Origin of the sequence: Rhizobium sp. NZLR11 (assembly GCF_019685115.1) — a bacterium.
Taxonomy (GTDB): Bacteria; Pseudomonadota; Alphaproteobacteria; order Rhizobiales; family Rhizobiaceae; genus Rhizobium.
Genome location: NZ_JABDWD010000004.1, coordinates 268,364 through 288,404 on the forward strand (window position 1 = coordinate 268,364; position 20,041 = coordinate 288,404).

Below are 20,041 nucleotides of genomic sequence, written 5' to 3' on the forward strand. Positions count from 1 at the left end.
AGCAAGGATCATTTGAGACGCAAGGCGTTCAACGGCCGTTTTCGCGTGTGCCTTCGTCACGTCGGGGCGGTGCTTTCGCCGCGATTTCGGAGGCGGCGGTTTCGCGGCTTCGGCGCCCTTTCAGCCGGTCGCGGATGCGTTGGATGATGTCCTTGAGATTGATGAAGATTGGCAGCGTGATCGCTGGTTCGACCGCTTCGAGCGACATTCCGACGGAGGTGATGTGGTCGTGCTCGTCGAGATCGCGGACGATGAGAATGATGGAGCCGAGACGGACGCGGTCGGCATAATCGGCCTTACCGCCGAGGCGCTGACGCATCAATTCGGCGATCGTCAGGCCCTTTTCCGTTTCGTTGAGCAGGCCGGGGCCATAGGCGGCGTCGAGATCGGCGGCGGGGCGGGCAGGTGAGAGCGCGAAGGCTCCGAAAAAATCGGCATCGTCCTCATCCACTGGCGCACGGCTGGCGAAGAGCCGGTCGAGCAGGCGGGAGTAGCTCGGCACGATGAAGAGGTAGACGAGATCGTTCTCGCGCAGCCGCCCGGCATATTGGTAGCGCATCGACTTGCCGTCGCGGATCACCAGCGAAGGCGTCGCCCAACGCGGGATGCGTTCGCCACGCAGCACTGGACTATCCTTGATGACGCGGTAGGAGAGCAGTTCGTGGTTGGCCGCGCCCGGCAGGTCGACCTCGACCTTATCGACGGCACCGATGCGCGGCGGAATGATCAGGCCGAGCTTCTTGGCGACGGGCTTGATCGTCCAGCCCTGGAGGAGCAGCGAGACCAGCACAATAATGAAGGCCGTGTTGAAATAGATTTGTCCGTTCTCAAGCCCGCCGAGGATGGGCATGATGGCAAGCAGAATGGAGACGGCGCCACGCAGGCCGACCCAGGCAACGAAGCCGATTTCCTGCTGCGTGTAATCAAACGGGAGCAGCGACAGCCAGACCGCCAACGGCCGGGCGACAAAGGTCAGGAAGAGGGCAAGCAGAATGGCGGGCACGATGATGACCGGGAATTGCGACGGCGTCGCAAGCAGGCCGAGCACCAGGAACATGATGATCTGCGCCAGCCAGGTCATGCCGTCCTGGAAGCGTTTGATGGTGCCGATCGCCTGCATCTTGCGGTTTCCGGCGTAAATGCCGGCGACATAGACGGCGAGGAAGCCGCTGCCGCCGACCGCGCCGGTGAAGGAGAAGACGAGAAGGGCAAGCGCCAGCACGAAGATCGGCGTCAGGCCGCGATCGGTGTCCAGCTTACTGACGATCAGCACGATCATCATGCCGCCGAGCAGGCCGAGGATGACGCCGAGGCCCATCTGCTGCACGAACATGGCGAGCATGCCGATATTGATGCCGGCGGAACGCTCGCCGCTCGCCAGCACCTCGACAAGGGCGATGGTGAGGAAGATCGCCATCGGGTCGTTGGTGCCGGATTCGACCTCCAGCGTTGAGCGCACCTTGTCGCGGATGTTGATGCCGCCAATGCGCAGCAGGAAGAAGACGGCGGCGGCATCCGTCGATGCGACGATCGAGCCGAGCAGCAGACCTTCCAGCCAGGTGAAGTTCAAAAGCCACATCGCCGCGAAGGCAAAGAGCGAGGCGGTAATCAGCACGCCGACCGACGCGAGTGCCAGCGAGGGAACGGCCGCCAGGCGGAAGGCCTGCATCGGCGTGCCAAAGCCGGAATCAAACAGGATGACGGCCAGCGCGATAGAGCCGAGAATATAGGCGAGGTAATTGTTGCTGAACTCAATGCCGAGCCCGTCGACGCCGGCGGCAAGGCCGATCATGAGGAAAAGCAGCAGCAGGGGGGCGCCGAAGCGGAAGGCAAGCAGGCTCGAAAAAGCGGCAAGAAGCACGAGCGCCGTCGAGACCAGCACCACGATATAAAACGCTTCCATGCCCACCCCTTTCCATCGACTGCTTGACGAATACAGCCGCCCCGGCCGATCCGCCTTACTCCAACCCCTCCTCACCCGCGGCGGTCCAGTAAACGGCAAAACGTCAGAGAAGGGTAGGCCTTGCGGCTTAACCTCGTCGCGACGCTGCATCATGCTACTGAACGGCTGCCGGACGGCCAACCGACACGGAATGCTACGGGAGAAATTGTCTATAAGGAATGTATCGGAAATTCAGGCGAGAGCAGGGCAAAAGAGACAGGCACGGATTTTTCCTGCCGGTATCTGCGAACGACAACAGGCCAAGCCACGTTTTTGCGTTCACGCGGTGCGTCTGCCTTCTCAATGATGGGAAAAGGGATTGCAGGCGCGCATGCAGAGAGCGGGGCCGCTGCTCTGCTATCCCAACACCGCCTGAAAAATGACGATGGCGAGAAACGAGAGACCGATGAACGCGGCGACCCAGATAACCAGGCGATTGGCCTTTGCAAGCACCGCAGGTCGGACGTCCCGCTTGCGGTGAAACCGCTGCCGCCGCTTGAGCGCGGTGTGGGACAAGCGTTTTTGTGCCTCTGCCATTAATCGCCTCCACTTGGATTATCTTCGCCATTGCGCGGCGCTATGCATCTCGGCAATCTATCACGCTTTGCCAGCGGATTGCCAAGTGATCAATCCTTGCCTGCGGACGGCAACGCCACACCGAACCCGTCGCTTCGGTGTGGCTTTCGAAATCGGAAAACGATGCAGATCGTCGGTCAGTCTTCTGAGTCCTCGCCCACGTCGGTCAGATCCGCGACCGGGACCAGGAAAACGACGAACTCGTCCTCGATGGTCCGTTCCGGATCATCGTCGAATTCATAGGCGTGCTCGACTTCGCTGGCCTCCTCGGCGGTTGCCTTGCGCAGGCTGAGCACCGCTTTACGGTCCCACAGGGGTTTGCCTTCGGATTCCAGGATGGTCAGATCGTCACGAAAGTCTTCCGCCTCGAAGAAATGGGTCGCTTCCTCGTGATTTTCGGAGCGAAAGCTGGCAACGGCACGGCCGGCGATTTCTACGGTAAAGTAATCCATCCATCTCTCTCATATCAGCGACACTGCTGCCGCACGGTATTGGTGTTCCGCGCCTGGCCGGTGGCCGATGCGGCGCGAGGAAACTGGGCATTTTGGAATGTCCAGGCGAGTTATCCTAACAGATCTCATCTCTGCAATGGACGAAAAGATACCAGTGCGGAAAGGTTGGTTTCGTTTGCGGCATGGCAACAAAAAGCGGCCCGGTTTCCCGGGCCGCTTGCATGTCGATGCCTTAAGCGCGCTCAGATGAGCTTGGCAAACGCAACAGCCGTGTCGGACATGCGGCTGGAGAAGCCCCATTCATTGTCGTACCAGGACAGGACGCGCACGAAATTACCTTCCATGACTTTAGTCTGATCGGTTGCTAAGATCGAGGAGTGGCTGTCGTGGTTGAAGTCACGGGAGACGAGCGGCTCGTCGGTGTAGCCGAGGACGCCCTTCAGCTTGCCATTTGCGGCAGCCATGATGGCTTCGTTGATTTCGCCAACGCTGGTGGCCTTCTTGGCGACGAACTTGAAGTCGACGACGGAAACGTTAGGGGTCGGAACGCGGATCGAGGTGCCGTCGAGCTTGCCCTTCAGATGCGGCAGAACGAGGCCGACTGCCTTGGCAGCGCCTGTCGAGGTCGGGATCATCGAAAGAGCGGCGGCGCGGGCGCGATACAGGTCCTTGTGCATCGTGTCGAGCGTCGGCTGGTCGCCGGTGTAGGAGTGGATCGTCGTCATGAAGCCGTGGTCGATGCCGACGGCGTCGTCGAGGATCTTTACAACCGGCACCAGGCAGTTTGTCGTGCAGGACGCGTTGGAGATGACCATGTGCTCCTTGGTGAGCTGGTCATGATTGACGCCGAAGACGACAGTCAGATCGGCGCCGTCTGCAGGTGCCGAAACGATGACGCGCTTGGCGCCGGCCGTCAGGTGGGCGGCAGCCTTGTCACGGGAGGTGAAGATGCCGGTGCATTCCATCGCGATGTCGACGCCGAGTTCGCGGTGCGGAAGTGTCGCCGGATCCTTGATGGCGGTGACCTTGATCGGCTTGCCGTTGCCGACGATGATCGAGTCACCCTCGACTTTCACGGTGGCCGGGAAGCGACCGTGGATCGAGTCGTAGCGCAGCAGGTGGGCATTGGTTTCGACGGGGCCGAGGTCGTTGATGGCGACGACTTCGATGTCGGTGCGGCCGGATTCGACGATGGCGCGAAGGACGTTGCGGCCAATGCGGCCGAAGCCGTTGATGGCAACCTTGACTGTCATGTTCATTCACTCCCGATAGAGTAGGGCCCGATACAGCCGGGCCTGGAATTGAGGAGATGGAGAGCGCCTCAAGGCGCCCTCATTAAAGCTTTGCTTCCGCGGCCGCAACGACGGCGTCGGTGGTGATGCCGAAATGCTTGTAAACGTCCTTCACCGGGCCGGAAGCGCCGAAGCCCTTCATACCGACGAAAGTGCCTTCCGGTCCGATAAAGGCATCCCAGCCTTCGCGGACGGCGGCTTCGACGGCAATCTTTACCGGTGAGTTGCCGAGGATTTCCTTGCGATAGGCGTCCGGCTGCTCGAAGAACAGTTCCGTGCAGGGAACCGATACGACGCGCACCGTGACACCCTTGGCTTCAAGGGCTGCGCGGGCGGCGACGGCGATTTCGACTTCTGAACCGGAGGCGAAGATCGTCACTTTGGCGTCGGCATTGCCGGCCAGCGTATAAGCGCCCTGTTCGCAGAGGTTCTTTTCGCTGTATTCGGTGCGAGACGCAGTGAGGTTCTGGCGCGTCAGAGCAAGGCCCGAAGGACGGTTGTGCGTCTTGATGGCGATCTGCCAGCATTCCGCCGTTTCCGTGGCGTCGGCCGGACGGAAGATCATCAGGTTCGGGATGGCACGCAGACCGGCGAGCTGTTCGACCGGCTGGTGCGTCGGGCCGTCTTCGCCGACGCCGATCGAGTCATGCGTCAGGACATGGATGACACGGATGCCCATCAGCGAAGCAAGGCGGATCGGCGGGCGGCAATAATCCGTGAAGATCAGGAAGCCGCCGCTATACGGGATCAGTCCGCCGTGCAGCGCAATGCCGTTCATCGCAGAGGCCATGCCGTGCTCGCGGATGCCCCAATGCATGTAACGGCCGGCGAAATCCGTCGGCGTGATCGAGTGCATCTGGCTGGTTTTGGTGTTGTTCGACGGCGTCAGGTCGGCGGAGCCGCCGAGCGTTTCCGGCAGGAAGCCGTTGATGACCTCGAGCGCGTCTTCCGAAGCCTTGCGAGTGGCAACGGTCGGCTTGGTCTCGGCAAGCTTCTTCTTGAAGGCGCTGATTGCGGCATCGAAGCCTTCCGGCAGCTCGCCTGCCATGCGGCGGGTGAATTCGGCCTTGGCCGGAGCCTTGGCCAGACCCTGTTCCCAGGCGTTGACGAGATCGACGGAGCGGGCGCCGGCTGCACGCCAGGTATCCAAGACGTCCGACGGGATGACGAAGGGCTCAGATTCCCAGTTCAGCGCCTTGCGCGTGGCGGCGATTTCCTCGGCACCAAGCGGGTTGCCGTGGACCTTATGGGTGCCCTGCTTGTTCGGGGCGCCGAAGCCGATGATCGTCTTGCAGGCGATGAAGGTCGGCCGGTCGGACTTGTGGGCAGCCTCGATCGCTTCGGCGACGGCAGCCTGATCGTGACCGTCGATCTCGATCGTGTTCCAATGAACGGCCTTGAAACGGGCGACCTGATCGGTGGAATCCGAGAGAGACACGGCGCCGTCGATGGTGATCGAGTTGTTGTCCCAGAACAGAACGAGCTTGTTGAGCTTCATGTGGCCGGCGAGCGCGATGGCTTCGTGGCTGATGCCCTCCATCAGGCAGCCGTCGCCGCAGATCGCATAGGTATAGTGATCCTGAAGATCGGCGCCGAATTCCTCGCGCATCTTGCGTTCGGCAATCGCCATGCCGACGGAATTGGCAATACCCTGGCCGAGCGGACCGGTCGTCGTTTCGATGCCGGTCGCGTGACCGTATTCCGGATGACCGGCAGTCTTCGAGCCGAGCTGACGGAACTGCTTCAGATCTTCGATAGTCATGTCAGGATAACCGGTCAAATACAGCAGCGAATAGAGCAGCATCGAGCCATGGCCGGCCGAGAGTACGAAGCGATCGCGGTTCGGCCAGTGCGGCTTCTTCGGATCGAACTTCAGATATTTGGTGAACAGGACCGTTGCCACATCAGCCATGCCCATCGGCATGCCGGGGTGGCCGGAGTTCGCTTTTTCAACGGCGTCCATGGCGAGAAAACGGATTGCATTCGCCATCCGGTCGTGTTGTTCGGGAGAGGTCATGGCTTTTCCGCAAGTTCCGGGTGTCGGGGGATGGCCTCGAGCCTCCAAGACCATCGAGTGAAAGCGGCAGAGACATAGCAGTTGGGGCGGGCAAGTCAATAAATGGCAAGCCAAATCCGGGCGGGCAATGGCAATTTTTGACATTTGATCGCTCGATTGTACAAATGACAAATCACCTATCGTCGGCATGTGTAAAACGCTCATCCACAGGATAGGCCGGTAGGCAAGTGACAGGATTTATTGACGGGCCGTCGGCGAGCTGCATATCCTTTTTAAATCGCAGGATCGGCGCGGCGTGCCGATTCGCGGATCCTGCGCGGGAATTGGGAAGGCATGATGCCCACAGGCAAAACCATGGAAGCAGCGCTCAACGAATTGAGACAGGCGATTTCGGGCCTCGAAAATGCCGTCGACATGCGCGTCGAGCGGCAGCGCGAGCAGGGCGAGATCGAGGGCGAGGTGCGGCGCGTGCACGCCGACCGTTCGCGGCTGGCGCAGGAGCTCGACCAGGCCGAATTCCGCGCAAACCGGCTTGAGGAAGTCAACCGCGAGGTATCGCGGCGGCTGGTGACGGCCATGGAAACGATCCGCGCGGTTCTGGATCGCTAGAACAGGATGATTTTAGGGCCAAGTTGGCCCAAAATCTGAATCCTGTTCTCATTTAAGCGTTAAGCATGATGTCGTCCGAAAACCGCTCATACCTTTCGGCATCATGCTCTCGTAGAAAGAGTTTGGCATGGCGCAGGTGACGGTAACGATCGACGGCAAGGCCTATCGCATGGCCTGCGAGGAAGGGCAGGAGGATCACCTGACCGATCTGGCGACCAGTTTCGACCGCTATGTCGGCCATCTCAAGGGGCAGTTCGGGGAAATCGGCGATCTCAGGATCACCGTCATGGCCGGTATCATGATCATGGACGAGATTTCCGAGTTGACGCGCCGCGTCGCCGGGCTCGAATCCGAGCTCGAGTCGCTGCGCGGCAACCGCGACACGGTGCTTGCGGCCACCGCCCGCACCGAAGAAAATCTCGCGGCGGCGCTCAGCGAGGTTTCAAGCCGGATTCGCGGAATCACCGACAAGCTGAACGGACGGCCCCCCCCGAACTCAATGGATCTGAATTAAATAACGACTGCGTGCCGCCGCCACTGGCGCGCTGGCGCAAACGACCTTATATATCGCGATGCGGTCTGCGCCTCTCGACAGGAACCACAATCCCTGGGGCCATACTCGATCCAAAGGGAGCTGTCCCTGGCTAGGCCCGTGGGCCTGGACACACGGCGCCCACCTACGTTTGTAGGCACCCAGGATCGTAAACATCCATCGGTTGTCGTGGATCGCACCTTTCCCTTCCCTCCCCTTCGACGGCGCCGGACCGACCGGGCGAACGCGGTTTACGCGTCCGCCCGGTTCAGCGCGTCCGCTATTTTTTCAGACCTGGAAGGGTGATCTGGAAGACCTGGAACAACGTGTCGACATCGGCACCGCCGTCCGCTTTGTAAGCCGCACCGACTTGGAAACCATCCTGTGTCAAGAAGTCGTTGTCATTGGCGAGGAACAGGAAGTAGTCGTCCGGCAGGTTCGGGTCGAGAACGCTTGCAAGACCCATGGCTTCCCATTTTTCCGACAGGTTGTTCTTGTCGTTCGGCGCACCGTTGTGCAGGCCGAAGCGAGCAAGGTCGGCCTTGTTGTTGATGTCGATGAAGGGCGTCAGCGTCGCCGTCGTCAGCGAGGGATCGACGACGCCCTTCGGCGCGATCGGCTTGTCGGCATCGAAATCGCTGCCGGCGATATCGGTCGCATCGGAGAGGTCGACGATGTTGATCTTGCGGTAGAGCGAGGTGTCGCCCTTCAGGCCCTGGCCGTTGCCGCTGTCGCGGGCGAGCATCAGGAAGGTCTTGTCGGACAGGGCGACGATTTCGCTCTCGGCGGCGATCACCGTCTTGTCCTTGGCATCTTTGAAGACCGGCAGCGGCACAACATATTCATGCACCAGCTTCAGATGATCGGGATCGGCGGCGTCATAGATCATGGCGCGGGTATTCTGACGGGTCGAGCTGGAATCGCCGCCGTCCTGGCGGGTGGCCGACTGCAGCACTGATATGATGAACTTGCCGTCCGGCGTCATTGCCATGCCTTCGAGCCCCTGGTTGTTCTGGCGTCCGGTCTCCGGATCCTTCGGATCAGGAGCGGAGGCGCCGGGGCCGGGATTGTTGGAGGCGAAGCTCAGCGCGCCCTTGCGCATCGGCAAAAGCGCCTTCGGCGGCTGGGTCGCCGAGAGCAGGTGGCCGTCGGCTGCGAAGCGGTAGATATAAGGGCCGTATTCGTCGCTGACGAACATGGTGCCGTCGGCCATGCGGATGATGGCTTCATTGTCGAGCGCGATCTTGCCGTTTACAGCCTGCGGCAGCGGCGGAAAATTGCCGGCAGCGACGCGCACGCCGGATTCCGGATCGAGACCGGTCATGTCAGCGCCCTTGTCATCGACAAAGAGCATGGAATCGACAAGCTTTGCGTCGACGCCGGACTGCTCCTTGCCGGCCTCGGGTGTTGCGCCCGGAGCAACCGGCGTGAGGCCGATCGCGATGGTGTTCAGGCGCGGGCGGTAGTCGACTGTGCCGGTGACATTGTAACCCCGGTCGGGCAGCAGGTAGAGCATGCCCTTGTAGCTGGCGCCGTCGCGGCTCCAGGCGGTTGGATCGATCGCCATGCCAGAGCCGGAACCGAAGGTCTCACCGAATTTGTCGCGTTGGTTGGCCGGGATGCGGCCGATGCTGACCAGGCCTTTGTTGATGAAGGTGAGGCCGCCGGCGGTGGCGGAATTCTCGGCCATTGCGACGGCCGGAACGGCGGCGGATGCGGCAAGAACCGCGGCGAACAGCCGCGATGCATATGGTCTGACGTTTTTCATGAAAATACCCTCTCGGTCAAAAGCGCTCTCGAAACGGCTTCCGCCGGCAGGCCGGACACCGCAGACGGTCTATGACGGGATCATGATATCTGGATGACGCTTTGCAGCGAAAAGGCCATGCCGAGAGAATGTCGGGCATCCGCGTGTCCGCATTCCAGTTTGCTGCTTACCCGGCCGGATAAGGCCCTTCGGCAAAGACCTCGTCGTGGTAGAATTTCGAGCCGACGTCCAGCGCCAAGGGGCTGCGCCATTCCCTGTTGTCGCGCAGGCAATCGAGTACGAGTTGGAAATCATATCGGGGCTGCCAGCCCAGTTCCCGCCTTGCGCGGGCGTTGACATAGACACGGTCGAGCGTCGGGGACATCGTCCACCCGCGTGATGCATAGAGAGCGCCTGCACCCGGAAACAGTCGTTCGACGACAAGAGACGCGTCGTGCCGGATCGCGACGAGATCGGTCGCCGAAAACGGCGTCGTGGCGGAGACGATGTAGCGGCCGAAGCCGATTGCCGGCGCCTTGTCGAGCGCCAGCAGATGGGCGCGGACCACATCGGCGATATCGACGCGGCGGTGAAGAAGCTCGTTGGCATGGGCATTCTCTGCCGAATAGCCGCCGCGAATGTGAGGATCGTCGTCGATTTCGGGAAAGAAGCGCGATGTCCTGAGAATGACGACCGGCAGGCCGGAGTTGCGGGCGAAGAATTCGCACAGACCTTCGGCGGCGAGTTTCGTCACTCCGTAGATGTTTTTCGCGACTGGAAGCATGTCCTCGGTCACCCATGCCGCCGGTTCGCCGGCGGCCGGCGTCAATGCCGCACCGAAGGCGCTGGTGGTGCTGGTGAAGACGAAGCTTGCAACGCCCGCGGCGACCGCCTCTTCGAGCAGGTTCAGCGTGCCGCCGACATTGGTGTCGAGGAAATCGCGATTGCCGTGGGTCGCCACATGCGGCTTGTGCAGTGTGGCGGCATGGACGACGTGGCGGATGTCCGACATCGCCTGCCGGATGAAAGCGCGATCAGCGATCGAGCCGACCATGTCGGTGGACGCTGAGGGTTTGATATCGATTCCGCGCGCCGTCCGGTCTTGCGCTCGCAGGCTGCGCATCAGCGCCTCGCCGAGATGGCCGGCGCTTCCCGTCACCAGTATCGTCATTGCATCCTCTCCTTCGGCGGCGGAGGCTATAAAGACTGACGTTTGCGGACAACGCATGATTTATGCATGAGCATGCAGGAAAGCTGCAGGCTCAGCCGATGCTCTGACAAAGGGCCGGGAAGCAAGCTGTTCGACCGCCGGATCATTATTCCGTCTGGCCTTCGAGATCGCTCCTCAACCGGTCGAGGATCGATAGAGCGTGGCCGGCGTAAGCGCTGATCCAGCGGTCATGGATGTGCTTGATCGGCAGGCTGTTCAGGTGGTTCCAGCGTTCGCGGCCTTCCTTCCGGGCGATGACCAGATCGGCTTCCTCCAGCACTTTCAGATGCTGCATCACCGTGCAGCGGTCCATTTGCGGAAACATCTCGCAGAGCGTCCCTGTGGTGCGGGGGGCATCCTTGAGCAGGTCGAGGATTTCGCGGCGGCGATGATGCGCCAGCGCCTTGAAAACGGGGTCGTCGGTCGATTCGCTTGACATGTTATGTTTTTATAACATAATGGATCCGAGTACAATGGAATACGAGCATAATGGAGAAGAGGAGAAGTGCCATGTCTCTCGGAATCCGTGTTTCCGGCCGCATCGGCCGTCCCGTCGCAGAGGTATTTGACGCCGTCGTTAACCCAAAGAAGCTCAGCAGCTATTTCACCACGATCGGCGGGGCGAGCGCACCGCTCGTCAAGGGCACGACGGTGACCTGGTGGAAGGACGCCCAAGTGGAGGTGGTCGAACTCGTGCCGGAAAGCCGCATCGTGCTCCGCTGGGATGGCGGCACCGACGACGACAAGACGACCTATAAGACGTCGGTGGAGATGAATTTCAAGCCGCTGGAGGATGGCGGCACCTTGGTGACCATCGCCGAGACCGGCTGGCGCGAGGACGATGCCGGCCGGCGCGGCAGCTATCTAAACTGCGAGGGCTGGACTCAGATGCTCTGCTGCATGAAGGCTTTTATCGAATATGGCATCAATCTGCGCGAGGGCATGTTCCTCAGCGAAATGAAGGGAGAGCCGGCCAGCGCGCCGGAGTCTGACGAACCTCAAGGAGATCGGCGGCGCAATCGTCGCATTCGCCCATAGGAGCCAGACTTCGCTTGCCTGTCACACTGCGGGTGTTAATTTCCGGATTCGATACTTCATCTCGATTTCCAGGAGATTTTATTATGCAACTTGGCATGGTTGGTTTGGGCCGCATGGGCAACTACATGGTCCAGCGGTTGATGCGGGGCGGTCACGAATGCGTCGTCTACGACGCCAGGCCGGAAAGCGTTGCCGAACTCGCGGGCCTCGGTGCGACCGGCAGTGCTTCGCTCGAAGAATTCGTCTCGAAGCTCACCCATCCCAGGTCAATCTGGCTGATGCTGCCGGCGGCGATCGTCGACAAGGTGCTGGCGAGCTTGATGCCGCTGCTGCAGAACGGCGACATCGTCATCGACGGCGGCAACTCGTATTACCACGACGATATCCGCCGCGGCGCCGAACTTATCACCAAGGGCATCCACTATGTCGATGTCGGCACCAGCGGTGGCGTCTTCGGCCTGGAGCGCGGTTATTGCCTGATGATCGGTGGCGAAAAGGGCACCGTCCAGCATCTATCCCCAATCTTCGCGACGCTGGCGCCCGGCGCCGGCACGACGGAAGCATCGCCGAACCGCACCGCCGAAGCGGCTGCGGCCAGCACCGCTGAACAGGGCTACCTGCATTGCGGCCCGCATGGAGCCGGCCATTTCGTCAAGATGGTGCATAACGGCATCGAATATGGCCTGATGGCCGCCTATGCCGAGGGTCTCAATATCCTGCAACACGCCAATATCGGCGCTGCCTCGCATGTGGCCGACGCGGAAACCGCGCCGCTTGCCCATCCCGAACATTTCCAATACGACTTCAACCTGCAGGATGTCGCCGAAGTCTGGCGCCGCGGCAGCGTCATCACCTCCTGGCTGCTCGATCTGACAGCCGATGCGCTGCATGCCGACCCCTCGCTGTCGAAATATGCCGGCCGCGTCTCCGACAGCGGCGAGGGCCGCTGGACGATCATGGCGGCAATCGACGAAAGCGTGCCGACGCCGGTGCTGAGTGCTGCGCTCTACGGCCGCTTTTCCTCGCGCGACAACGACGAATTCGCCAACAAGGTGCTGTCGGCGATGCGGGCGGGCTTTGGTGGCCACGTGGAAAAGCCGGCCGCCAAATCGTGAAGTCAGGCGTCGTGCGCGCCCGTTTCGCATTGTGACCTGGTGTGGCGAGGGCGGCGGCCATAAAACTGCCGGCCTTTCCTCACGGTCTTCGCCTTCGCCCTCCTTGCTGCCGGCATCGGTCGCGGCTATTCCATTGCTATCGGGAGACGTCCGCCTCGCCTTGTGTCGGCGGCCGGCGCTCCATCGGAGGGCGGCAATGAAGCGTGACATGGCAGGGATATTCAGGGTCGCCCTATTCTGGACAATGGCGCTGTCGACGCTTGCTGCGGCAGTTTCCCCAGGAGCGGCGCAGAGCCCATCTTCGGCTCCTGCCGCAGCAGGTCCGCCGGCCGAAGTGCGTGAGATGATGGAGCTCATGCAGAAACCTGAAGTCAAGCAGTGGATGTCGAACCAGATGGCGACAGCACCTGCGGGCGGTTCCGCGGCTGCGGATCAGATGTCGGTGCTGTCAGGCCTATTGCAGCATGCCCGCCGGCACGTCTCGATGGTCTCCGATGCAGCGATGACGCTACCCTTTCAGATCGGCAATGCATCCTCGCTGTTCTTCGGTGAGATCGCCGCGAACGGCTGGTCGCGCATGGTGGCGCAGTTCCTGGCGATCTTCCTGCTCGGCGCTATTGTCGAGAGCATTGCCCGTTATGCCTTCCGCCGTCGCCGGCGTCGCCTGGCTGAGATGGCCGGCATGCATTTGGCGCCGCGCGTCATCCCGGCGTTGATCTTCGCGGCGGCAACGGTGCTTGCGCTTCTCAGCCTCGGCTGGCCACCGCTTAGCCAGAGCATCGCGATCGTCTGCGTCGTCGCGCTCATCGTGCAACGCTTCACGATCTGCCTCGGCGGCGTGCTGGTCGATCTCATCGGGCTGGCGCGGGCCGAAGAAGAACGACAGGGCATCACCGCCCCGACGATGCCGGGGCGTGCCCTTGCGCTCTTCTGGTACCGCCGTTGCGCGACCTTCGTCATCTATTTCATGCTTGGCTGGGCGGTGATCCAGTCGATGGAGCCGCTTGGCTATTCCGCGAGTGTGCGGCTCCTCGTCGGTTATATCCTCGGCATCGGCCTGCTGTTGATTGCGATCGAAGCGGTCTGGTCGCGGCCGCACAAGGATGAGAAGCGCGGTCACGGGACCTCCTGGGCGCTCATCGTTTATTTCCTGTTGCTCTGGAGCCTCTGGGTCGCAGGCTTCAATTGGCTGCTCTGGCTCGGCATCTATGTGCTGCTGCTGCCGCGCGTGCTTGCCGTCTCGACGATTGCGGTAAAATCGCTGCAGCAGACCGAAGCAAGCTTCCTGGCCACGCGCCGCATTGCGGCCGTGTTGCTCGACCGCGGTGTGCGGGCGCTGATCATTGCCATTGCCGCCATCTGGCTCGGGCGCATGCTCGGCGTCGGCGCCGATACGATGGCCGCCGGCGACACCATGGTCGACAAGATCGCGCGCGGCGTCATCGGCGGCATCGTCATCCTGCTTGCCGCCGATCTTCTCTGGCATGTCATAAAGGCCTATATCGACGGCAAGCTGCTCGATTCATCCGTGGATGGCGGAGCAACGGACGAAGAGAAGGCCAAACGCGCACGGATACTGACGCTGCTGCCGATCTTCCGCAATATCCTTGCCGTCGTCATCGCCGTCATCGCCGCTTTGATGGTGCTCTCCGGCCTCGGCATCGAGATCGGGCCGTTGATAGCCGGCGCGGGCGTCGTCGGCGTCGCGGTCGGCTTCGGTGCGCAGACGATCGTCAAGGACGTCATCAGCGGCATGTTCTATCTCTGGGACGATGCCTTCCGTATCGGCGAATATATCGAAAGCGGCAGCCACAAGGGCGTGGTCGAGGCTTTCAGCCTGCGCTCGGTGAAGCTCAGACATCATCGCGGGCCGCTGACGACGGTGCCATTCGGCGAACTCGGCGCGGTGAAGAACCTCAACCGCGACTGGACGATCGACAAGATCAGCCTCAACGTCAAATACGACACCGATCTGGTCAAGGCGAAGAAGGTGATCAAGCAGATCGGCCAGACGCTGCTCGAAAATCCGGAATTCGGCCCTCATATCATCGAGACTCTGAAGATGAAGGGTGTCGAGCAGTTCGGCGAATTCGCGATCGAAATCCGGCTGTCGATGATGACGAAACCCGGCGAGCAATTCGTCATCCGCCGCAATGCGCTGGCGATGATCCGCAATGCCTTCAAGGAGAACGGCATCGAATTCGCCGTGCCGACGGTGCAGGTGGCGGGTGATCGCGATGCGGAGGTCGATGCTGCCGTCGCCCGCTACGCCGCCCATGCGCGGGCGAATGGCGAGCCGGCGGCATAGCCGCCTCACATTGCACCGGCGGCTGTAATCAACAGGCCGCCGATGATCGCCATGTTGGTTTTCCAGGTGTTGATCGCGCTATCGCGGGCCGTTCCCTGCATATCCCAGAAATTCAGCAGCATGATCGTGGCGGCAAGAGTGAAGAGGATGAGACCGAATGCCGCTGCCGTGACGAAGAGGCCCAGCATCAGCAGGAGGCCGGCAACGATCTGGAACATGCTGCCCGAGAGCAGCACCGATTTCGCAAGAGGGACGCCGCGGGCCTCGATCGCGTCGCTCAGCGGCACGATGACGAAAAAATGATGAATGCCGCCAGCGACATAGATGCCGCCCAGCAACAGACGGCCGAGGACGATCATCATCAGCGCCGGGCCATCATGCATATCGAACTGTTCTCCCGCATCTCAAATCTCCGGCAAGGGTCAAGCTCGCCCGAAGCTTACGAAAATGCAATGTGCCGTCACGCTCGCCTGCGCAAATTCGCCCCAATTGAGGGTGATGGAGGCCAAGGCGGCGGGGCTGGGGTAGCGGCGGCACGGCTTCATGGAGCTTATATGCCTGTCATGTTACGTCTTTCAAAAATGATTCCCGCCGAGCTGGCAATTGCAGCAGGATAAGAGATGTCGGGTCACGACAATTTGAAAGAGATGGAAGACGCGGACGGATTTTCTTTTCGCGGATTGTTCAGGCGTTACAGAACGCCGCTGACGGCAGCGGCGACACTCCTGGTCTTCTGCCTCGTCGGTTATGCGATCATGCAGCTCACCAACGAGGTGCGCTATGACGACGTTGTCGATGCGCTGGCGGCGACCAGACCGAGCGCTATCCTGCTTGCGTTGTTCTTCACGGCCCTAAGCTTCCTCTCGCTGATCTTCTACGATCTCAACGCGATAGAATATATCGGCAAAAAGCTGCCTTTCCCGCATGTGGCGCTGACGGCGTTCAGTGCCTATGCCGTCGGCAATACCGCGGGCTTCGGCGCGCTTTCCGGCGGCGCGATCCGCTATCGCGCCTATACGCGCCTGGGGCTTTCGCCCGAAGATATCGGCCGCATCATCGCCTTCGTCACACTCTCCTTCGGTCTCGGGCTTGCGGGGGTCGGGGCGATCGCCCTCATCATCATCGCCGATGAGATCGGTCCGCTCATCGGCGTCAGCCCCTTCCTGTTGCGGTTGGCCGCCGGTTCGATCGTCGCCATTCTGGGCGCAGTGATGATCATCGGCCGTGACGGGCGCGTGCTCGACCTCGGCCCCGTGGCAATCCGCCTGCCGGATTCGCGCACCTGGTCGCGGCAGTTCCTCGTCACCGCCTTCGATATCGCCGCTTCGGCGTCGGTGCTCTACGTGCTGCTGCCGCAGACGGCAATCGGCTGGCCGGTCTTCCTTGCCGTCTATGCGATCGCGGTCGGTCTCGGGGTGCTCAGCCACGTTCCGGCCGGGCTCGGCGTGTTCGAGACCGTGATTATCGCGTCACTCGGCAGCGCCGTGAACATCGATGCCGTGCTCGGATCGCTGGTACTTTACCGGCTGGTGTACCATGTGCTGCCGCTGCTGATCGCCGTGCTCGCGGTGTCGGCGACGGAGCTACGCCGTTTCGTCGATCATCCGGCCGCTTCCAGCGTGCGGCGCATCGGCGGAAGGCTGATGCCGCAGCTGCTGTCGGCTCTCGCCCTGCTGCTCGGCGTCATGCTGATCTTTTCGAGCGTCACGCCGACACCGGACCAGAACCTCGAATTCCTCTCCAACTATCTGCCGCTGCCGATGGTGGAAGGGGCGCATTTCCTTTCCAGCCTGCTGGGGCTTGCGCTCGTCGTTGCGGCGCGCGGCCTCGGCCAGCGGCTCGACGGCGCCTGGTGGGTCGCGGTGTTCTCCGCCCTTGCCGCACTGACCTTGTCGCTGCTGAAGGCGATCGCGCTGGTCGAAGCCGCGTTTCTCGCCTTCCTCATCTTCGGGCTCTTCGTCAGCCGGCGGCTTTTTACCCGCCATGCCTCGCTGCTCAACCAGGCGCTGACGGCGTCCTGGCTGATGGCGATTGCCGTCATTGTCGTCGGCGCCGTCGTCATTCTGCTCTTCGTCTATCGCGATGTCGAATACAGCAACCAGCTCTGGTGGCAGTTCGAATTCACTGCCGAAGCGCCGCGCGGACTGCGCGCTGTTCTCGGCATCACCATCATCTCGTCGGCGATCGCCGTCTTCAGCCTGCTTCGGCCGGCGACCTTCCGGCCGGAACCGGCGACGGAGGAGGCGCTAGAGCGTGCCGTCGAGATTGTCGCCAAGCAGGGCAATGCCGACGCCAATCTGGTGCGCATGGGCGACAAGAGCATCATGTTCTCGGAAAAGGGTGACGCCTTCATCATGTATGGTCGGCAGGGCCGGTCCTGGATCGCGCTGTTCGACCCGGTCGGCGAACATCGCGCCGTGCAGGAGCTCGTCTGGCGTTTCGTCGAAGCGGCGCGCGCCGCCGGCTGCCGGGCCGTGTTCTATCAGATTTCGCCGTCGCTGCTTTCTCCTTGCGCCGATGCCGGCCTTCGCGCCTTCAAGCTCGGCGAACTGGCAGTGACCGATCTGAGGGCCTTCGAGATGAAGGGCGGCAAATGGGCGAACCTTCGCCAGACGGCAAGTCGTGCCCAGCGCGACGGGCTGGAATTTGCCGTCGTCGTCCCTGAGGATGTGCCCTCGGTCATCGATGACCTCTCCGCCGTTTCCACGGCCTGGCTCGAGCATCACAACGCCAAGGAAAAGGGCTTTTCGCTCGGCGCCTTCGATCCTGACTACGTCTCCTCCCAACCGGTCGGCATCCTGAAAAAGGACGGCATGATCGTCGCTTTCGCCAATATCCTCGTGACCGAATCCAGGCAGGAAGGCACGATCGATCTCATGCGCTTCTCGCCGGATGCGCCGAAGGGCTCGATGGACTTTCTCTTCGTGCAGATCATGGAATATCTGCGCGGCGAGGGTTTCACCCACTTCAATCTTGGCATGGCGCCCCTTTCGGGCATGTCGAAACGCGAGGCGGCGCCTGTCTGGGACCGCATCGGCAGCACCGTCTTCGAACATGGCGAGCGCTTCTACAACTTCAAAGGCCTTCGGGCATTCAAATCAAAGTTTCATCCGCACTGGCAACCGCGCTATCTTGCGGTCTCTGGAGGGGGCAATCCGATGATCGCGTTGATGGACGCGACATTTCTGATCGGGGGCGGATTGAAAGGGGTAGTGAGAAAATGATCAGGACATTCCTTCTTGCCGCAGCATGCGCCTGCATGCTCGCGGCCGCACCAGCTGACGCCGCCGAGGAGACCACGCAGAGCTTTGAAACCGGGCTCATCCCGTCACCGCACATCTTCCTTCCGGAAGGGGAGGTAAAGGGCACGGTGATGCTGATCTCGGATGCCGCCGGTTGGGGCGACTATGAGAAGGCGGAGGCCGACAGGCTGGTCGCCGAAGGCGCCGTCGTCATCGGCGTCGACTTTCCCTCCTATATCCAGGCGCTCAGCCAATATGACGTCAGCCTCAACGATGGCTGCGTCTACATGGTTTCGGACATCGAATCTCTGAGCCAGCAGGTCCAGCGCGCGACCGGCAACAATGCCTATCACCTGCCGATCGTCGCCGGCATCGGCGAGGGCGGGGCCTTAGCGCTGGCGATTGCCGCGCAGACACCGGATGCGACGATCGGCCAGACACTTGCCGTCGATCCGGTCGCCGGCATTCCGCTTGCCAAAGAGCTTTGCACGCCGGCTTCCAAGAAGGTCGTCGGCCAGCGTATCATGTATGGCCTCAGCGACGGTGCCCTGCCGGATCCGATCGTCACCGTCTTCACGCCCAATGCCGCCAAGGATGGCAAGGCGCATGCCGAAGCGCTGAAGAGGGTCCATGCCGCGATCGAGATCCGCGATTCCACCGACGATGCGCAGACGGTGTTTGCCGATACGCTCGACGATCTCGTCACCGCTTCCGGCGCCTTCGGTAATCCGCTCGGCCTGCCGCTTGCGGTCCTTGAGGCGACCCCCGCCCTCGATACGATGGCGGTGATCTATTCGGGCGACGGCGGCTGGCGCGACATCGACAAGGAGGTCGGCGGCACGCTGCAGAAGGAAGGCATTCCGGTCGTCGGCGTCGATTCGCTTCACTATTTCTGGTCGGAACGCAAGCCGGATGAGACCGCCGCCGATCTTTCGAAGATCATCGATTTCTACCGCAAGCAGTGGAAGGTGAAGCATGTGCTGCTCGTCGGATATTCCTTCGGCGCCGATGTCGTGCCGGCGACCTACCAGCTTCTCAAGCCAGCTGAAAAATCGGCGGTGGCGCAATTATCGCTGCTGTCGCTCTCGCACCAGGTCGACTACGTCATCTCCGTTCTCGGCTGGCTTGGCCAGAAAACGGATGGTGCCGGAGGCGATCCCGTCAGCGATCTGAAGAACGTCGATCCAAAGCTCGTGCAATGCATCTACGGCAAGGACGACGATGACGATGTCGCCTGTCCGGCATTGAAGGATAGCGGCGCCGAGGTCATCGAACTGCCCGGCGACCACCATTTCGACGAGAATTACGACCTTCTTACCAAGACGATCATCGACGGTCTGAAAAGACGCCTGCAGGATTAACGCATCAGCTTCGCTTCGCTCCAGCCAAGTTCGGCGAGTTCCTCGCCGCGAAACCGCGCATCGTCGGCGACGATGAATTCGTCGAGCTGTGGCGGAGCAACGCTGGTGCCGGAGAGCATCGCATGCACCTGGCCGCGATGATGCGTCTGGTGCTGGAAGAGGTGAGCGAGCACGTCTTCCATCCGCTCTTCCTGGATGCGGGCGCCGCGATGGAGGCTGATGGTCGAGGTGAGCCTCTCCGGCGTCAGAGCCTCGCAAAGTGCGGTGAGGCGCTGATCAACCTTGGCCTGCGCTTCGGTCAACGATGAAACGTCATCGAAGGGTTCATCGACCTCGAAGGCCTGGTAGCCGAGCGTGCCGCCTTCCAGTCCGTCGACATAGAACCAGTCGACCGTGATATTGTGGTTCAAGGTTTCCTTGATCGAGGGGAAGAAGCTTGTGCGCGGCGCTTCGAATTCGCCGGGCTTCAGTGCCGCGCAGGTCTGAAGCAGACGGTGGTTGGCAAGGGCGTTGTTATAGCCAAGTTTGCGGAATGCCCTGACGGGATCGAAGGTCGGCATCGGCAGCTTTCCTCTTCAAGTGCTTCTAGAACAGGATGGT

General features: G+C 61.5%; 17 protein-coding genes and 1 other RNA gene. 8 read left to right on the plus strand and 10 right to left on the minus strand.

Annotation, left to right across the window (positions count from 1 at the left end):
* Nucleotides 1–28 precede the first annotated feature (28 nt).
* The 5 genes from HJB83_RS09915 to tkt all read right to left on the minus strand — a co-directional run bounded on the left by HJB83_RS09915 (nucleotide 29) and on the right by tkt (nucleotide 6,279).
* Nucleotides 29–1,903 (minus strand): potassium/proton antiporter, encoded by a 1,875-nt coding sequence (locus HJB83_RS09915; RefSeq protein ID WP_207581700.1) that lies wholly within the window; start codon nucleotides 1,901–1,903, stop codon nucleotides 29–31.
* 396 nt (nucleotides 1,904–2,299) lie between these two features.
* Nucleotides 2,300–2,479, minus strand: coding sequence for a hypothetical protein (locus tag HJB83_RS09920; protein WP_221116401.1), 180 nt, complete (start codon nucleotides 2,477–2,479; stop codon nucleotides 2,300–2,302).
* Between the two features lie 176 nt (nucleotides 2,480–2,655).
* The gene (locus HJB83_RS09925) at nucleotides 2,656–2,970 is read right to left on the minus strand and encodes a hypothetical protein (protein ID WP_207581698.1); all 315 of its coding nucleotides are present in this window, start codon (nucleotides 2,968–2,970) and stop codon (nucleotides 2,656–2,658) included.
* A 242-nt stretch (nucleotides 2,971–3,212) separates the two neighbouring features.
* On the minus strand, nucleotides 3,213–4,223 hold the full coding sequence (gene gap / locus HJB83_RS09930) for a type I glyceraldehyde-3-phosphate dehydrogenase (RefSeq protein ID WP_207581697.1): 1,011 nt from the start codon (nucleotides 4,221–4,223) through the stop codon (nucleotides 3,213–3,215).
* 82 nt (nucleotides 4,224–4,305) lie between these two features.
* A complete protein-coding gene (tkt, locus tag HJB83_RS09935; RefSeq protein ID WP_221131780.1) occupies nucleotides 4,306–6,279 on the minus strand; it encodes a transketolase in 1,974 nt (657 codons plus the stop codon).
* A gap of 333 nt (nucleotides 6,280–6,612) precedes the next feature.
* Here tkt and HJB83_RS09940 point away from each other — a divergent pair, with 333 nt between their 5' ends.
* From HJB83_RS09940 to ssrS, 3 genes are all read left to right on the plus strand, one after another.
* Nucleotides 6,613–6,888 carry a DUF4164 domain-containing protein gene (locus HJB83_RS09940; protein ID WP_037078920.1) on the plus strand — a complete coding sequence of 92 codons (276 nt, stop codon included), beginning with the start codon at nucleotides 6,613–6,615 and terminating at the stop codon, nucleotides 6,886–6,888.
* Between the two features lie 127 nt (nucleotides 6,889–7,015).
* A complete protein-coding gene (locus HJB83_RS09945; protein WP_207581695.1) occupies nucleotides 7,016–7,402 on the plus strand; it encodes a cell division protein ZapA in 387 nt (128 codons plus the stop codon).
* Between the two features lie 59 nt (nucleotides 7,403–7,461).
* Nucleotides 7,462–7,620: non-coding RNA, 6S RNA (gene ssrS, locus HJB83_RS09950), on the plus strand.
* A gap of 80 nt (nucleotides 7,621–7,700) precedes the next feature.
* Here ssrS and HJB83_RS09955 read toward each other — a convergent pair.
* The 3 genes from HJB83_RS09955 to HJB83_RS09965 form a co-directional block, all read right to left on the minus strand.
* Nucleotides 7,701–9,188: an esterase-like activity of phytase family protein gene (locus HJB83_RS09955; protein ID WP_221131781.1), complete on the minus strand. Its 1,488-nt coding sequence runs from the start codon at nucleotides 9,186–9,188 to the stop codon at nucleotides 7,701–7,703.
* 166 nt (nucleotides 9,189–9,354) lie between these two features.
* Entirely contained in the window at nucleotides 9,355–10,338 is a 984-nt protein-coding gene (locus tag HJB83_RS09960; protein WP_221131782.1) for an NAD(P)-dependent oxidoreductase, read from the minus strand.
* A gap of 145 nt (nucleotides 10,339–10,483) precedes the next feature.
* Nucleotides 10,484–10,816 carry a helix-turn-helix transcriptional regulator gene (locus HJB83_RS09965; protein ID WP_207581692.1) on the minus strand — a complete coding sequence of 111 codons (333 nt, stop codon included), beginning with the start codon at nucleotides 10,814–10,816 and terminating at the stop codon, nucleotides 10,484–10,486.
* A gap of 71 nt (nucleotides 10,817–10,887) precedes the next feature.
* Between HJB83_RS09965 and HJB83_RS09970 the strand changes: the two genes are divergently transcribed.
* The 3 genes from HJB83_RS09970 to HJB83_RS09980 all read left to right on the plus strand — a co-directional run bounded on the left by HJB83_RS09970 (nucleotide 10,888) and on the right by HJB83_RS09980 (nucleotide 14,838).
* Complete coding sequence (locus HJB83_RS09970; protein WP_221131783.1) at nucleotides 10,888–11,415, plus strand: SRPBCC domain-containing protein; 528 nt, start codon at nucleotides 10,888–10,890, stop codon at nucleotides 11,413–11,415.
* An 83-nt stretch (nucleotides 11,416–11,498) separates the two neighbouring features.
* Nucleotides 11,499–12,530 carry a phosphogluconate dehydrogenase (NAD(+)-dependent, decarboxylating) gene (gene gnd / locus HJB83_RS09975; protein ID WP_221131784.1) on the plus strand — a complete coding sequence of 344 codons (1,032 nt, stop codon included), beginning with the start codon at nucleotides 11,499–11,501 and terminating at the stop codon, nucleotides 12,528–12,530.
* Nucleotides 12,531–12,726: 196 nt separating this feature from the next.
* Nucleotides 12,727–14,838 carry a mechanosensitive ion channel family protein gene (locus tag HJB83_RS09980; protein ID WP_221131785.1) on the plus strand — a complete coding sequence of 704 codons (2,112 nt, stop codon included), beginning with the start codon at nucleotides 12,727–12,729 and terminating at the stop codon, nucleotides 14,836–14,838.
* Between the two features lie 5 nt (nucleotides 14,839–14,843).
* Here the strand turns inward: HJB83_RS09980 and HJB83_RS09985 are convergent, their stop codons facing one another.
* Nucleotides 14,844–15,221 carry a DoxX family protein gene (locus HJB83_RS09985; RefSeq protein WP_221131786.1) on the minus strand — a complete coding sequence of 126 codons (378 nt, stop codon included), beginning with the start codon at nucleotides 15,219–15,221 and terminating at the stop codon, nucleotides 14,844–14,846.
* Nucleotides 15,222–15,458: 237 nt separating this feature from the next.
* Between HJB83_RS09985 and mprF the strand changes: the two genes are divergently transcribed.
* Nucleotides 15,459–18,062, plus strand: a complete 2,604-nt coding sequence (gene mprF, locus HJB83_RS09990) for a bifunctional lysylphosphatidylglycerol flippase/synthetase MprF (RefSeq protein WP_221131787.1) — start codon at nucleotides 15,459–15,461, stop codon at nucleotides 18,060–18,062.
* On the plus strand, nucleotides 18,059–19,441 hold the full coding sequence (locus HJB83_RS09995; RefSeq protein ID WP_207581686.1) for a virulence factor family protein: 1,383 nt from the start codon (nucleotides 18,059–18,061) through the stop codon (nucleotides 19,439–19,441). The genes mprF and HJB83_RS09995 overlap by 4 nt, the downstream gene beginning before the upstream one ends.
* On the opposite strand, the gene HJB83_RS10000 is transcribed toward HJB83_RS09995, so the two are convergent.
* Complete coding sequence (locus HJB83_RS10000; RefSeq protein WP_207581685.1) at nucleotides 19,438–20,001, minus strand: DinB family protein; 564 nt, start codon at nucleotides 19,999–20,001, stop codon at nucleotides 19,438–19,440. The genes HJB83_RS09995 and HJB83_RS10000 overlap by 4 nt on opposite strands.
* Nucleotides 20,002–20,041: the final 40 nt, after the last annotated feature.

Excerpts from the sequence above, each read along its gene's own strand:
- HJB83_RS09995 (WP_207581686.1), top strand. The coding sequence starts at position 18,059 with ATGATCAGGACATTCCTTCTTGCCGCAGCATGCGCCTGCATGCTCGCG.
- HJB83_RS09920 (WP_221116401.1), bottom strand. The coding sequence starts at position 2,479 with ATGGCAGAGGCACAAAAACGCTTGTCCCACACCGCGCTCAAGCGGCGG.
- HJB83_RS10000 (WP_207581685.1), bottom strand. The coding sequence starts at position 20,001 with ATGCCGACCTTCGATCCCGTCAGGGCATTCCGCAAACTTGGCTATAAC.
- gnd (WP_221131784.1), top strand. The coding sequence starts at position 11,499 with ATGCAACTTGGCATGGTTGGTTTGGGCCGCATGGGCAACTACATGGTC.
- HJB83_RS09965 (WP_207581692.1), bottom strand. The coding sequence starts at position 10,816 with ATGTCAAGCGAATCGACCGACGACCCCGTTTTCAAGGCGCTGGCGCAT.
- HJB83_RS09945 (WP_207581695.1), top strand. The coding sequence starts at position 7,016 with ATGGCGCAGGTGACGGTAACGATCGACGGCAAGGCCTATCGCATGGCC.
- HJB83_RS09925 (WP_207581698.1), bottom strand. The coding sequence starts at position 2,970 with ATGGATTACTTTACCGTAGAAATCGCCGGCCGTGCCGTTGCCAGCTTT.
- HJB83_RS09960 (WP_221131782.1), bottom strand. The coding sequence starts at position 10,338 with ATGACGATACTGGTGACGGGAAGCGCCGGCCATCTCGGCGAGGCGCTG.
- HJB83_RS09980 (WP_221131785.1), top strand. The coding sequence starts at position 12,727 with ATGAAGCGTGACATGGCAGGGATATTCAGGGTCGCCCTATTCTGGACA.
- HJB83_RS09915 (WP_207581700.1), bottom strand. The coding sequence starts at position 1,903 with ATGGAAGCGTTTTATATCGTGGTGCTGGTCTCGACGGCGCTCGTGCTT.
- gap (WP_207581697.1), bottom strand. The coding sequence starts at position 4,223 with ATGACAGTCAAGGTTGCCATCAACGGCTTCGGCCGCATTGGCCGCAAC.
- mprF (WP_221131787.1), top strand. The coding sequence starts at position 15,459 with ATGTCGGGTCACGACAATTTGAAAGAGATGGAAGACGCGGACGGATTT.
- HJB83_RS09985 (WP_221131786.1), bottom strand. The coding sequence starts at position 15,221 with ATGCATGATGGCCCGGCGCTGATGATGATCGTCCTCGGCCGTCTGTTG.
- tkt (WP_221131780.1), bottom strand. The coding sequence starts at position 6,279 with ATGACCTCTCCCGAACAACACGACCGGATGGCGAATGCAATCCGTTTT.
- HJB83_RS09940 (WP_037078920.1), top strand. The coding sequence starts at position 6,613 with ATGATGCCCACAGGCAAAACCATGGAAGCAGCGCTCAACGAATTGAGA.
- HJB83_RS09970 (WP_221131783.1), top strand. The coding sequence starts at position 10,888 with ATGTCTCTCGGAATCCGTGTTTCCGGCCGCATCGGCCGTCCCGTCGCA.
- HJB83_RS09955 (WP_221131781.1), bottom strand. The coding sequence starts at position 9,188 with ATGAAAAACGTCAGACCATATGCATCGCGGCTGTTCGCCGCGGTTCTT.